The sequence below is a fragment of the Stenotrophomonas humi genome (assembly GCF_001431415.1).
Classification (GTDB): Bacteria; Pseudomonadota; Gammaproteobacteria; order Xanthomonadales; family Xanthomonadaceae; genus Stenotrophomonas; species Stenotrophomonas humi.
In genome coordinates this window covers 1-13,117 of record NZ_LDJI01000015.1, presented here as the reverse complement: position 1 = coordinate 13,117, position 13,117 = coordinate 1, and the positions used below count along the sequence as shown (strand labels likewise).

Genomic DNA, 13,117 nt, shown 5'->3' with positions numbered 1-13,117 from the left:
CGTGAGGAGCTCAGGCTTTCACACCATGAACACCCAACCGTCCGTCCCCCCCTCCTCCTCGGCCCCCTCCGGCGCGCTGGCCTGTCTCGCCTTGGTTATGCTGCTTTCCTCGCTGGGCACGAGCATCGCCCACGTCGGCCTGCCAACCTTCGTCCGCGCTTTCGACACGTCCTTCCAGTCCGTGCAATGGGTAGTGCTGGCTTATCTGCTGGCGCTCACCACGCAGGTTGTGTCGGCCGGGCGGCTGGGCGACCTGTTCGGCCGGCGTCGGCTCATGCTGCTCGGGATCGCAACATTCACCATTGCCTCGTTGGCTTGCGCCGCGGCGCCCTCGCTTTGGGTACTGATCGCCGCGCGTGCCGGCCAAGGTTTGGGCGCAGCGATGATGACGGCCTTGACGATGGCGCTGGTCGGCGAATCCGTGCCGAAGGAGCGCGCGGGGCGCGCGATGGGACTGCTCGGCACGACCTCAGCCGTCGGCACAGCACTCGGTCCGTCGTTAGGCGGTGTGCTGATTGGGATCTTCGGCTGGCAGGCGATTTTTCTCATCAACTTGCCGCTGGGCCTGCTGGCCGCGTCACTGGCCTGGCGCTATCTGCCACGCGACCAGAGCGCTGCCACGGCCTCGGGCTTCGACCTGCCAGGTTCGTTGCTGCTTGCCTCCGCGCTCGCGGCATATTCGCTAGCGATGACAATCCGACGCGGGCATTTCGGCGCGGTCAACCTTGCACTTGCAGTGGTCGCGGCCGTCCTCGGGCTGGCGTTCCTGATCGTCGAAACGAAGGCGCGCTCGCCGCTGGTGCAACCTGCACTGTTCCGTGAGCACTTGGTCGGCACCGGTTTCGTGGCCAGCGGGTTGGCGACGACGGTGGCGATGACGACCCTCGTGATCGGTCCCTTCTATTTGTCCGGCGCTCTGCACCTCGATGCCACCACGATCGGTCTGGTGATGTCGACGGGCCCGCTGGTCGCGGCGCTAGTCGGCGTACCGGCGGGTAAAGCGGTCGACAGCTTCGGCGCACTACGCATGACCGTGGTGGGACTGCTGTCGATGGCAGCGGGCGCGTTCCTACTCTCACGTATGACGATCGACGCCGGTGCGTCGGGCTACGTCATCGCCCTGGTCGTCCTGACCGGTGGCTTCGCCACATTCCAGGCCGCGAACAACACCGCCGTCATCACTGGTACCGCTCCGGGGCAGCGCGGCACCGTGTCGGGACTGCTCAACCTCTCGCGCAACCTGGGCCTGGTCAGCGGCGCATCGTTGATGGGGGCGGTCTTCATGCATGCCGCCGGGACATCGGTCATCACGTCGGCCAGCACGACTGCGGTGGTCTCCGGCACCCATGCGGTGTTCCTGCTCGCGACCTTGCTGGTCGCTATCGCACTTGCAGTAGTCGTTGGGCCCCAGGTACGCATGGCCGCCGCTTCCTTCACCCGCCCGCGCTGAACACGACGATGTCGAAATTTCCCAAGCACTTGCTGATCCCTGCCTACCTCGGCATCGCCTCTGAGGCGATGCCCGCTTTCGCCTCAGAGGCGCTCACATGGAATCGACGCTCACGCAACGCTTCTCCGGCACGATTCAATGGCTTTACAAGCTATTGCCAGATGGTTTTGCTGCCGGTGCGGTTGTCCGCCGTGGCAATCATGCCGGGCACAATTGGGGATTCCTTTGCCGCTACGTTTCGATAACGAGCCTTTCGATTCTTAATTACCCGTTGAGCCTAGGTGGCATTGTCAGCGGCGATAACGCGCCCTAGTCGGAAAGTAGGGTTCCCAAAACTACCTCGATAAACACCCCCAACGCCTCCCCCACCCTCTACTACTCGCAAGTGAAGGACACGGACACAACGGCTGAATCAAGCCAAGCTGCGGAGCAGCAAACCGAACCCTCACTTCTGCGTGCGCTCGATGTCATCGGACAAACACGTCAGAGAATTTTCTACTGCTCGTTTGGCCATCACAGCGCGGCAGGCTGCTGCTGGGTAACGCAATGCACCATGCCGCCGTTGCGGTACAGGTTGCGCACGTCGATGCCCACCACGGTGCGGCCTGGATACAGGCGCTGGAGAATGGCCTTGGCGACGGTGTCGTTGGGGTCCTTGTACTCGGGAACAAGCACCACGGTATTGCCAACGTAGTAGTTGACGTACGAACCCTTGTAGCCGAGTTCATAGCCGTAACTGGTGACCACGTCGCGCTGGGTCAGCGGCAGTTGTACGAAACGATACGGCGCCTCGTCGATGTCGGTGGCGCGGTACAACGCGGCCACGTCGGTGTCCGACAGACCCCATTCGCGCAGATCTGCTTGATTCATGGTGACGATGGTGTCCGGCGTGCCGAAGCGGGCGAAGCCGTCGATATGCATGTCGGTGATGTCTTCCTTACCGCCGGGTGCGCCATCCAGCCAGATGAACTTGGCCACGCCCAGTTGATCGCGCAGTACCTGCTCGAACTCGGGCTGGCTCAGATCCGCGTTGCGGTTGGGCTCACGCGTGGAACTGCGCGTGGCCATCAACACGCCACGCCCATCGACCTCGATCGCACCACCTTCCAGCACCACGTCGTTGAGGTCCAAGCTGGGAAGGCCGTGCTTGCGCGCCACTGCGCCGGGCACGCTGTCGTCCTTCCGGTACGGTGCGTCGTTGCCCCAACCGTTGAAACCCCAGTCGGTAATGGTCAGCTTGTCATCGCGGTCGTAGACAAAGACGGGGCCGTTGTCGCGCACCCAGACGTCGTCGGTAGGGCGGACCAGGAAGTCGACCTTCGCCAAAGACACACCGGCGGCCTGCAGGACAGTGCGTACCCGGGCTTTCTCGACGTTGTTGTAGACGATGATGTGAACGTTCTCGCTGGTGGCCAATGCACGCGTCATGGCCACCCAGGTCGACTCGATGCGGTCGCGGTAGGCACGGCCGTAGGTGTACTCATGCGGCCACTGCAGCCAGGTGCCTTCATGAAGCGAGGTTTCATCGGGCATGTAGCCGGACTGGGCATGGGCGGTTGCGGGCAAGGCGAAAGCAGAAGCGAAGAGGATGCTGGTCATCAGCGAAAGCCATTGGGTGCGGGTGGTGGCGGAAGTAGACATGGGGAACGCTCAGGTAATGGGCTGCGGACGGCGTATCGCCGTTGGGCAGGGCCTACCTTAGAGAGCGAACCTGATATCTACCTGACGGCCTCCCGCCGCCGTTAGCTAAAGGCGCAGTTCGGTGCGCGCCCCGCCGCCAGCACGGTTTTCCAGGCGTAGCTCGCCGCCATGCAGTTGTGCGATATGCCGGACGATGGACAGCCCGAGCCCGCTGCCGGGGCTGTTGGGGCCGGACACGAACGGTTCGCCGATGCGTTGCAGCAGCGCATCAGGGAACCCCGGGCCGCGGTCTTCGACAACCACGGTGCTCCCTGCGACGGTCACGCGGATCGGCTCGCCGTTCCCGGCTTTTGCCGTATGTACCAAGGCGTTCTCGATCAGGTTCCGCACGGCAGTCTGCACCAGCTGAACGTCGGCGTTCACCACGGATTCGATTGCGTGAAATTCGATCTGCGCATCCTCCGGCAGCACGGATTCGACCAGCAGGTCCAAGCGCACCGGCTCTTTCGATACAGGCGTGGTAGCGGTGTCCAGCCGCGTCAGCAACAACAGCTTGTCGACCAGGCGGGTCGCCTGGCCAGCCACGCGCTCAACCTTGCCAAGTATCTGTGCGGGCGCTTCGCGCCCATCCCGTGCCGATTCGCACAATGCCTGCAATCGCGCGACCGGCGTGCGCAGTTCATGCGCAGCGGCGGAAAGAAAGCGTTCCTGTTGCTGGAAGGATGCGATCGCCGGGCGCATTGAACGCCGCGACAGGAGAGAACCGACCACTATTCCGAACGCCGCAAAGCCCAGCGCAATCAGCAAGGTCGAGCGCACGAAAGCAGACTGCGCCGCATCGCGCGCGGTAGGGTCGCCCAACACCAGGATGATGGCCGCAGGACGATCACGCTCGTCGTAGGTTTCCTTGGCATACAACAGGAACGGGCGGCCGCGCCCGTCGCGGCCTTCCTGGACCGCATCGGTGCCGTCGCGTATCGCCGCTTCAGCGGTATCAACCGGATCGGCCAGTTCGAACTGCGGGTGGTCCGGGCGCAGCAGCACCGTCGCAGGCGTACCGTTGCCCACCACCCAGATATCGGCGCGCCCATCCAGCACGCCGGCTTCCTTGCGCAGCACTTCGTCATGGAATCTGCCGTCGGTATCGAACCAGGTGAGCCCGTAGACGGCAGTCGCGCGAAGCCGCAGGGTGGAGGTGATATCGAGCTGGGTCAGCCGGGCATGCGTCAGGATCGCCACCACGCACAGAGCGATCACGCAGAACAACCAGGCCAGGCTCCAGATCGCCGTCAGGCGCAGGTGCAACCGACGCAGCAGCTGGTCACGCGCGCGTGGCATCGGGGCTTTCCAGCAGATAGCCCGTACCGCGTACGGTGCGCAGCAACGGTGGATCGCCAAGTTTGCGACGCAGGGCGGCGATCAGCACTTCCTCGGCATTGGAGGCCGGCTGCTGGTCTTCGCCCCAACAGGCTGCGAGAAGGTCCTGTCGCGATACCACCTGTCCCGCGCGTTCGGCCAACAGCTGCAACAGCGCGAACTCCTTTGGCCGCAAAGGCAATGCGATGCCACCGCGGCGCGCCGCGCGCCGTGCCAGATCGATTTCAAGATCGACGATGCGGATCGTGCTGGGCCGGATCGCATTGCCACGACGGCCGATTGCGCCGACGCGGGCGACCAGTTCGTCCATCGCGAATGGCTTTACCAGGTAATCATCGGCGCCTCCGGCGAAGCCATCAACCCGGTCCTCGATCGAGTCACGAGCCGTCAGGAACAGTGCCGGTGCAACAATGCCAGTCTGGCGCCAGCGCAGCAATGCGTCCAGGGCATCGCCATCCGGCAAGCCGCGATCAAGTAGAAGGACATCGTAGGCATACGACTGCACGAAAGATTCCGCTTCAGCCAGGCCACGGGCCTCGTCGACCGCATGGCCTTGCGCGCGCAGCCGGCTGGCAACGGACTCGCGCAAATCGGACTGATCTTCTAGAACAAGCAGGCGCATCGCGGCAGGATACTGCCACGGATACAGGAATCCCAGCGCAGTTTCGATGCAGCAGGAATGGTGTTTCAGCGCTATGCCCCTTCCATACGTCTCGGGCACGCTACGGTGTGCGGCGGCGCATTATCGCTGCATCGGCGAGATGCCTCGCCCTGAATCGACCAGCGTCCCGCAGGCATTGAGATGTGCTCTGAGTTGGAACCGACCCACCCCGATGGCGAACGGCGGGAATGCCATGTTCTGCGGTGAAGCGGTGCCGGCCCAGCGCAACGGAACGACAACGACGATTCCCCATTACATCCCCTGCTCCGCTGGGCGCGAGCAGCAATGAAACGAGGGCGAGAGCAAGCTAATTTAGTGACGAATCACGAAATCAGGACAGGTCACCCGGTGTGCACCTCGCATGCACCTGCCGGCGAACAGGCGCAACCGCACAGACAGCATGGCGACGCCTGCCCATGGGTATTCAATCAGCAACAGTGTCGGTATGCCCAACAGCAACAGAACCCGCCCAATGCGTGCAAAGCCGAGGCTTGAACGGACGTTCAGGCGGCAACGATAGGTGCCCCACCCAGTGACAAGGCGAAAATGATCTGGGCCATGTAGTAAAGCGGCAAACCCCAGACCCGGTTGATGGAACCCGGCGCCACGAAACGGTCCCGGGCAACCGCGATATCCGAGAGCGCGAATATCAGCGCACCGCTCGCCAACAGCCACGCCCCGGAAGCGGCACTTACGGCAATCGCCAAAGTGCACATGGCGACAATGGCCATCACGTATGCGGTAACGGCAACGCGATAGAAGGTCTTCAAATGATGCCAAAGCCATACGAGAACCGAGATTCCGATACAGCTCATGAGAGCCAGCCCGACGATCAAAGCCGTGCCATCGATGGGGCGAAGTGCAAAAGCGCCAGAAAAAACGACATGAGCAAGAAGGAAGCTGGCGAGGCCGAGCAGAAAGACGAGGCTCTTTTGAGACAGTAGGAGGACGTCACCCACCCAGCTGAGCACAAGCGCTACCAGGATCAACTGACCATACGCTGATGCCGTTGCATCGAGTTGAACTGCCAGAGCCAAAAATGCCGTACTGGCTGCAGTCTTGAATATGGCCCTGCTGGCTTTCCAGCCGCGACATTCGGAGACCACCAGCGCGCCGCACGCGGCAAGACAAGCAATGATCGTGAAATCTGTTCCGGCCAAAATAATGCTCCGCGTTCTGTCCAACACCAATGTTACGCCGAGCCGCGAAGCGGGCTCGGCTTGAATCAGACGTTTGAGCTATCCTCCGGTCAAAGAGCAACCACTCGTGCCCCACAGCGTTTAGCCAACCCGCCAGGTCGCTGCCCCGATGTCCGAGTTTGATCCTGCCCCTGCTGACAAACTGCACCCGGGAATCGTAGGTCGGGCAACGATCCGCTGGCGCGGTGGCGAGCGACGTCCGGTCATTGACAGCGTTGCCGAGGAAGTCCCGGTTGCAATGCTCTACAACGGCACTCCCTTCTCCGTCATGATGACAACGCCATCGGACCTCGAAGACTTCGCACTGGGTTTTTCGATGAGTGAACGCCTGATTCAACATGCGTCTGAGTTTCTCGGCGTGGAAATCAGGCCGTGCATCGAGGGCATCGAGCTTTACATGCGGGTATCCAGCACGGCGCCCGCGGCGTCACTGTCAGCGGCTGCAGCGCGGTTGCTACCGGGACGCAGCGGCTGCGGGCTTTGCGGCGCCCGGCAACTTGAGGATGTCATGCGCATGACGCCGCCGATAGAAAGCCCCTCGACATTCCCCGTCGCATCGCTGCGATTGGCCCTGGCTTCGCTTGGCGGGATGCAACCGATGAACGCGATAGCGGGATCGACACATGCAGCGGCATGGGTGGAGCCAGACGGTCAAATCTCACTTGTTCGGGAGGACGTCGGGAGGCACAACGCGCTGGACAAGCTGGCCGGTGCGATGCGTCGGCAGTCTCTCTCGACGGATGCGGGCCTGCTTCTGATCTCGAGCCGGGCCAGCTATGAAATGGTAAGCAAAGCAGCTCATGCCGGGATGGCTGTTGTCGCTGCCGTCTCCGCGCCGACCGCCCTTGCCATTGATCTGGCCAAGGCCGCGGGCATCTGCCTGGTGGGTTTCGCCCGGCATGATGGATTCAATGTGTACTCGCATCCCGAACGCCTGCTGGGTTTCGAAGCGGACAACCGTATCTATTGAGCGGGCGATACTTCCCGATTCTGTCGCATTTAATGCTACCGGTGTCGAGGCCCAAGAAGAAGTCTCACGAACGCTTCGACGTCTGCATGTCTCCCTCCGGGCCCCGTTGGCGACATCGTGCGAACCGCTGGAGCTGCGCCCACAGACAAGGTGTTCGTCTACGGAAAATCACATGAAATCAACATTCCGGCGCTCAGTGTTGCATCCATGGCGAGGGGCATCACACCATGGGTCAAAGCCCTTCCGATGCGATGAATCCAGGCGCCGTTTTCGGCAACTTTCTCCGTAGCGAAGCACCATAGTGGCCGGCAGCAAATGTGCCAGGTCATGGCAAGTGAGGAAACGGTTTTTCGCGAAGGAAGCCGCGACAAGCCGCTCACCCTCCTCCCCCCTTCTTCGAAGTACCCAGACAAGCGAGGCATCGCCATGACCGAGAAGGACGTCCCCGGCATCCGGAAGTACGATGCTCCGGCCGGTGGTTGGGGGGCACTCAGGGCAACGGCCAAAGCAATCAGTGACCAGATGGCAGCCCCTGAGGCTGCGATTACGCTGTATCGGACAAACAAGCCCGAGGGCTTCGATTGCCCCGGTTGCGCATGGCCGGACCGTCACCACACCTCAACCTTCCAGTTCTGCGAAAACGGCGCAAAGGCCGTGACGTGGGAAGCCACCAAGAAGCGCGTCACTCCAGAGTTTTTCGCATCCAACAGCGTTTCTTCCCTGTTGGAATGGACGGATTATCAGCTGGAGGATCAGGGGCGTTTGACCAATCCAATGGCTTACAACGCCGAGAAGGACATCTACGAAGCCGTCGGCTGGGATGAGGCATTCCGTCGCATCGGGCAGATCCTGCGCGACCAGCCCGATCCGAACATGGTTGAGTTCTATACCTCCGGACGGGCCTCCAACGAGGCCGCGTTCCTCTACCAGATCTTTGCCCGGGAGTATGGGACGAACAATTTTCCTGACTGTTCCAACATGTGCCATGAAGCAACCAGCGTTGGCCTGCCCAAGTCGATCGGGATCGGCAAGGGAACCGTCTCGCTGGATGATTTCGACACGTGTGAGCTCATCATCGCGATAGGACACAACCCAGGCACCAATCACCCCCGCATGATGGGAACGCTTCACGAAGTCGCACGGCGTGGCGCTCCCATCATCGTCCTCAATCCATTGCGCGAGAGAGCGCTCGAGCGTTTTGCCGATCCACAGGACGCGCTGGAGATGGCGACCTTTGGTGCAACGGAGATTGCGTCGTCATATCTGCAACCACGGATTGGCGGAGACGCTGCGGCCCTGAAGGGCATCATGAAGGCGCTACTTGAGATGGAGGCCGAGCAAGGTGAAGCGGCCGGCATCCTGGATCGTGAATTCATTGAAGGCCATACCAACGGCTTCGATGCTTTTGCCGAGGATCTTCGCGCGACATCCTGGGCAGGCATCGTGGCTGAATCCGGCTTGCCTGAGGAGGAGCTGCGCAAGGTCGCGCAAGCCTATGCCAAATCCAACGCGACCATTGTCACGTATGGCATGGGCGTCACCCAGCACAGCACCGGCACCAGGAATGTCCAGCAGATTGCCAACCTTCTGCTCCTCCGAGGCAACTTTGGAAAGCCCGGCGCCGGCATCTGCCCTTTGCGCGGCCACTCGAATGTCCAGGGAGATCGCAGCGTCGGCATCACCGAGAAACCAAGCGCTGGCATGATTGATCGAATCGAGCAACGGTTCGGATTCCGCGCTCCCAGCCAGCATGGCCACGACGCCGTTGCCGCCATGCAGGCCATCATTGATGGTCGCTCACGCGTGCTCATCTGCCTCGGCGGCAATCTGGGGGTCGCACTACCTGATGCAGACGCCTGCTTCGCTGGCATGCGCAGGCTGGAGCTGTCCGTCCACATCGCGACAAAGCTCAACCGCAGCCATCTGCTGGTGGGCAAGAACACTTTCATCCTGCCCTGTCTCGGTCGAACCGAGCAGGACATCCAGAGCACCGGGCCCCAGGCGGTTACTGTGGAAGATTCGATGTCGATGGTGCATGCGTCGCGTGGAAAGCTGAAACCCGCGTCTGAAGAGCTCCGTTCGGAGCCGGCGATCGTTGCAGGAATGGCGAGCGCCACCTTGCCTGCAAGCCGCGTGCGGTGGATGGAGATGCTGGCCGACTACGATCTGATACGCGACGCCATCGAAGCGGTTTTCCCGGAATTCCTGGACTACAACGCCAGGATTCGCATTCCTGGTGGCTTCCGCCTTCCGCTGCCCCCGACTGAACGCATATGGCCCACTGCATCCGGCAAGGCGGAGTTTCTCCGGTTCTCGGGTGTCGCGGAGGATCCCAGGCCTGCGGATGAGGCTGTCCTGAAACTCGCCACCATTCGCAGCCATGACCAGTACAACACCACGATCTACAGTCTGGACGATCGCTACCGCGGGGTCTTCGGTCGGCGTGATGTGGTCTTCATGAACGAAGAAGACATGAACGACCGGGGCATCCAACAGGGGGATCGAATCCGGATAAGAACGGCGCTGGACAACGAAGGCGACAGAATCCTTGAGAACGTGATCGCCGTCAGCTACAAGATCTCCAGAGGGTCGGTTGCAACTTACTACCCTGAAGGAAACTGCCTGATTCCCCTGAACTACATTGACCCGACAAGTGGAACGCCGTCCTACAAATCGGTGCCGGTGCACATCACCTTGGCCTAGACCCTTCACTTGAATCGCTCCATGCGTTCGCCGCCAAGGTGTCGACCATTCCATGCATCACTCACCATTACTCACGCAATGAGTGAAAGTGGGTGCGTGCAAAGCGCAATACCGACCAATATATTCCCGGACACCCGCTAACAATCATCCTGCCGTGCGTGACTCGCGCAGCCGATCCGACTGCGTCGTCCGAATAAGCATATGTTCGTATATTCCGTGAGAACCGAGGGAAGCTCGACCCATCCCGTGATGCACCTGACGGATTGGCCGGAGATTTCCACCTCGAATGCACATCAGCTGGAAAGAAGCCTAGGCTCTGCGCTGAGGTCGGAGATACGAAAGAAGTTCCAGGCGGGCGCCTCGGTACCGCTGCCGCGGACCAAACCAAGCAATGGCGTCAACATCCATCTATCAGCCGGCGAGTCCCTCAAGGTGCTGGTGCACAACGAGATCGTGAAGAGCCGGATGACACACGAGGCGCTGGCCAGGTCGCTGAGCATCCCCGCCCCTTCACTCAAGCATGCGCTGGACCTGGAGCACCCCGTCGACGTGGACCTGCTCTCCAGCGTGGTTGCCGCCGTCGGCAAGCGGCTTATCGCCTACATCTCCTAGGTCGGCAAGTTCATCGCTCTTCCGTTTCCACCTCTGCCAGTTCGGCCAAAGCGTCGGCAAAACGCAGGGAAATCGTCGTTCCCCTGCCTAACTGGCTTTCCGCATTCACGCTACCACCAGCCCGCTGGACCAGGTCACGAACTACCGAAAGACCAAGCCCACTGCCCTGTCCGCGCGGCTTGGTGGTGAAGAATGGCTCGAAGGCGTGCACCAGCACGTCGCCCTCCATGCCCACCCCAGTATCGGCAAGGTCCAGCACCAAACGGTCATTGTCCCTGCGTGCCCGCAGCGAGAAGCCACCACCATCGGGCATGGCATGGTCCGCGTTCGCGGCCACGTTCAGGACCAGCAGATCGAACTGCATCCGGTCGAAGAACAGCGGCGGCAGATCGTCAGCGACCGTGACATCGACCTTTACACCCGGCCCCATCAACTGCCGGATCATGGGCATGAGCGCCTTCAGCGCCTCGCCCGGATCAAACCACTCCTCCACGCCCTCCTCGACACGGACCAGCGACAACAGCCGGCGCGTCAGCAGGTTGGCACGGTTCACCGCCGTATCCACGCCCTGCAATGATTCCCGCATCCGCGCCTCATTGCCGGAGTGCAGCCCACTGCGCACATACCCGCCCGCCACGGCCAGTACATTGCCGAAGTCATGCGCGACGCCACTGGCGAGCCGGCCGACAGCTTCCATCTTCTGCGCCTGGACCAACTGCGCGAAGGTGCGTTCACGTTCGGCCATCTCCTCGGTCAGGCGCCGGTTGGCCACGTCCAATGCATCCCCGCGTGCCCGCGCTTCGCGCAGGCTCTCGCGGAGCGCGACCGAACTCCGGTCCAGCACCACGGCAATCATCAGGAAGATGGCCATGCTGAAAGCGGCATCCCCCAGAAGCTCGACCGCCTTGCCCTGCTTCCCGATATCCACGCCTATCCCCAGCCCGAAGGCCGCGGCGATGCAAAGGAACATCAGCCACAAGGCCGTGCGCCCCACGGCCAGTGCGGCGATCGCCATCCAGATGGCCAGGACAGGCTGCTCGAATCGCTGCCCGCCGAAACCCGCGACCAGGTAGGCGGGGATCACCGTCGCTGCGAATACGGCCAGCAAGGCATGGGAGGCCGCCTTGAATCTCCCCTTGCGCACCAGCACGAAGCTCAACGCGGAGATGGCGCTGACGGACAAGCCGAACACCATCCCGGTAACCTCACCCGGCCGCCAGGGGATGTCCACCAGCAACGCCCGATAGCACCAGGCGGCCGACGGAAGCACCGCCAGAAGCAGGGAAACCAACTGGAGCATTGGCGCATTGCGCCGATCCACCGGATCGGCGACGGGCACATCCCGCACCCAGTGCTGCATTCTCCGCCATCGCTGCAGGCCCCAGGCCCACACGCTCACGGGTGTCGCCACGACCTTGTCTTCCACCTTGCCTGTTCTCCCCGTTTCGCCAAATCGTGGGCTGCCAGATCGACCAGCCCATGCTCCCCGGCGAGCATCATACGCAGCTGGAGTGACGGCTGATCTGCGTCGCCCGCACGGGCATCAGATCTGTCGCTGGCGGTTACAGGAGCAACAGATAGCCGATGCCACGTACCGTGGTGAGCGGCAACTCACACCCGGTACCGGCAAGCACCTTGCGTCGCAGGCGATAGATCAACATCTCAAGCCTGTGCAGGTCGAAATCCTGTTCATCGCGGCCGAGGTGCCCAATGACCGCCTCGCGCGTCACGACTGCACCCTCGGCGGCAGCCAGCACCGTCAGGAACAGCCGTTCACCTGTTGATAGGCCGACATCGGCGCCGGAAGGCGTGGCAATGCGCCACCCATTGGCAGTCAGGCACCAACCGGTCGTATTCGGCTCCCGCACTGGCGGCAGTGCCGCGGCTGAAGACGTTCGCCGCATGACGCTGCGTATCGTCGCGGCGAGCACTACAACTCCGACGGGCTTGGAAAGATAGGCATCCGCGCCCTGCTCCAATCCGTGGACATGGTCGTCCGCACCGCGCCGTCCGGTGAGCATGACGATCCCCGCGTTGCCCAACTTGCGCAGATGCTGCGTCACCGCGAAGCCGCTCTCGTCCGGAAGGCCGACATCCACAACGAACGCGTCGTAGGAGCGCAGGCTCAAGGCCCTGTACAGGGCCAATGCGCTGCCCACACCGTCCACCTCGAAACCCTCATCTCTAAGTCCTGGAATGAGGAACTTCTCCCGCAGCTCCTCCTCATCCTCCAGCACCATTACCGACCATCCGTTCATATCACGCTGCATACCTTCCCTTTGGTGCCACAAGTGCGAGCCAGTGCGTCCGCACCACCAATCCTTCTACCCCAAGCGGACGCCAAGTGATACGCCAAGCGCCTGCAGCTGCTGATGCATATGGTTTTCAACTTAGTGCAGAAATCCAACCGGCGTCCACTTCGGGTTGAATCGCCCAGGCTTTTGTAGACACTCTTCAGCCGTTTAGTGCGTACTGCCGTTCAAACTCTATCGGGGACAGGCCGC

11 protein-coding genes are annotated in these 13,117 nt (G+C 62.0%); 5 read left to right on the top strand and 6 right to left on the bottom strand.

Features of this window, described 5'->3' with window-relative positions:
• The first annotated feature begins 25 nt into the window (after window positions 1-25).
• Together ABB26_RS08525 and ABB26_RS18925 are read left to right on the top strand one after the other, a co-directional pair.
• A complete protein-coding gene (locus ABB26_RS08525; RefSeq protein ID WP_057633253.1) occupies window positions 26-1,450 on the top strand; it encodes an MFS transporter in 1,425 nt (474 codons plus the stop codon).
• A 97-nt stretch (window positions 1,451-1,547) separates the two neighbouring features.
• A complete protein-coding gene (locus ABB26_RS18925; protein ID WP_152982597.1) occupies window positions 1,548-1,763 on the top strand; it encodes a hypothetical protein in 216 nt (71 codons plus the stop codon).
• 200 nt (window positions 1,764-1,963) lie between these two features.
• On the opposite strand, the gene ABB26_RS08520 is transcribed toward ABB26_RS18925, so the two are convergent.
• The 4 genes from ABB26_RS08520 to ABB26_RS08505 all read right to left on the bottom strand — a co-directional run bounded on the left by ABB26_RS08520 (window position 1,964) and on the right by ABB26_RS08505 (window position 6,289).
• On the bottom strand, window positions 1,964-3,091 hold the full coding sequence (locus tag ABB26_RS08520; RefSeq protein ID WP_083490743.1) for an agmatine deiminase family protein: 1,128 nt from the start codon (window positions 3,089-3,091) through the stop codon (window positions 1,964-1,966).
• Window positions 3,092-3,196: 105 nt separating this feature from the next.
• Window positions 3,197-4,429, bottom strand: a complete 1,233-nt coding sequence (locus ABB26_RS08515; RefSeq protein ID WP_057633252.1) for a sensor histidine kinase — start codon at window positions 4,427-4,429, stop codon at window positions 3,197-3,199.
• Complete coding sequence (locus ABB26_RS08510) at window positions 4,413-5,090, bottom strand: winged helix-turn-helix domain-containing protein (protein ID WP_057633251.1); 678 nt, start codon at window positions 5,088-5,090, stop codon at window positions 4,413-4,415. The genes ABB26_RS08515 and ABB26_RS08510 overlap by 17 nt, the downstream gene beginning before the upstream one ends.
• A 542-nt stretch (window positions 5,091-5,632) precedes the next feature.
• Window positions 5,633-6,289, bottom strand: a complete 657-nt coding sequence (locus ABB26_RS08505; RefSeq protein ID WP_161809023.1) for a lysoplasmalogenase — start codon at window positions 6,287-6,289, stop codon at window positions 5,633-5,635.
• Between the two features lie 148 nt (window positions 6,290-6,437).
• Between ABB26_RS08505 and fdhD the strand changes: the two genes are divergently transcribed.
• The 3 genes from fdhD (at window position 6,438) to ABB26_RS08490 (ending at window position 10,613) form a co-directional block, all read left to right on the top strand.
• On the top strand, window positions 6,438-7,298 hold the full coding sequence (fdhD, locus tag ABB26_RS08500; protein ID WP_083490741.1) for a formate dehydrogenase accessory sulfurtransferase FdhD: 861 nt from the start codon (window positions 6,438-6,440) through the stop codon (window positions 7,296-7,298).
• Between the two features lie 327 nt (window positions 7,299-7,625).
• On the top strand, window positions 7,626-10,001 hold the full coding sequence (locus tag ABB26_RS08495) for an FdhF/YdeP family oxidoreductase (RefSeq protein WP_338062617.1): 2,376 nt from the start codon (window positions 7,626-7,628) through the stop codon (window positions 9,999-10,001).
• Between the two features lie 201 nt (window positions 10,002-10,202).
• The gene (locus ABB26_RS08490; protein WP_152982596.1) at window positions 10,203-10,613 is read left to right on the top strand and encodes a hypothetical protein; all 411 of its coding nucleotides are present in this window, start codon (window positions 10,203-10,205) and stop codon (window positions 10,611-10,613) included.
• Between the two features lie 10 nt (window positions 10,614-10,623).
• Here ABB26_RS08490 and ABB26_RS08485 read toward each other — a convergent pair whose 3' ends face one another.
• Together ABB26_RS08485 and ABB26_RS08480 are read right to left on the bottom strand one after the other, a co-directional pair.
• The gene (locus tag ABB26_RS08485; RefSeq protein ID WP_152982595.1) at window positions 10,624-12,039 is read right to left on the bottom strand and encodes a sensor histidine kinase; all 1,416 of its coding nucleotides are present in this window, start codon (window positions 12,037-12,039) and stop codon (window positions 10,624-10,626) included.
• Between the two features lie 136 nt (window positions 12,040-12,175).
• On the bottom strand, window positions 12,176-12,871 hold the full coding sequence (locus tag ABB26_RS08480; RefSeq protein ID WP_161809022.1) for a response regulator transcription factor: 696 nt from the start codon (window positions 12,869-12,871) through the stop codon (window positions 12,176-12,178).
• Window positions 12,872-13,117 lie beyond the last annotated feature (246 nt).

Bases quoted from the DNA above. Each gene is read 5' to 3' on its own strand.
- ABB26_RS08510 (WP_057633251.1), bottom strand. From the start codon at position 5,090: ATGCGCCTGCTTGTTCTAGAAGATCAGTCCGATTTGCGCGAGTCCGTT.
- fdhD (WP_083490741.1), top strand. From the start codon at position 6,438: ATGTCCGAGTTTGATCCTGCCCCTGCTGACAAACTGCACCCGGGAATC.
- ABB26_RS08495 (WP_338062617.1), top strand. From the start codon at position 7,626: ATGGCAAGTGAGGAAACGGTTTTTCGCGAAGGAAGCCGCGACAAGCCG.
- ABB26_RS08490 (WP_152982596.1), top strand. From the start codon at position 10,203: ATGTTCGTATATTCCGTGAGAACCGAGGGAAGCTCGACCCATCCCGTG.
- ABB26_RS08515 (WP_057633252.1), bottom strand. From the start codon at position 4,429: ATGCCACGCGCGCGTGACCAGCTGCTGCGTCGGTTGCACCTGCGCCTG.
- ABB26_RS18925 (WP_152982597.1), top strand. From the start codon at position 1,548: ATGGAATCGACGCTCACGCAACGCTTCTCCGGCACGATTCAATGGCTT.
- ABB26_RS08520 (WP_083490743.1), bottom strand. From the start codon at position 3,091: ATGTCTACTTCCGCCACCACCCGCACCCAATGGCTTTCGCTGATGACC.
- ABB26_RS08525 (WP_057633253.1), top strand. From the start codon at position 26: ATGAACACCCAACCGTCCGTCCCCCCCTCCTCCTCGGCCCCCTCCGGC.
- ABB26_RS08480 (WP_161809022.1), bottom strand. From the start codon at position 12,871: ATGAACGGATGGTCGGTAATGGTGCTGGAGGATGAGGAGGAGCTGCGG.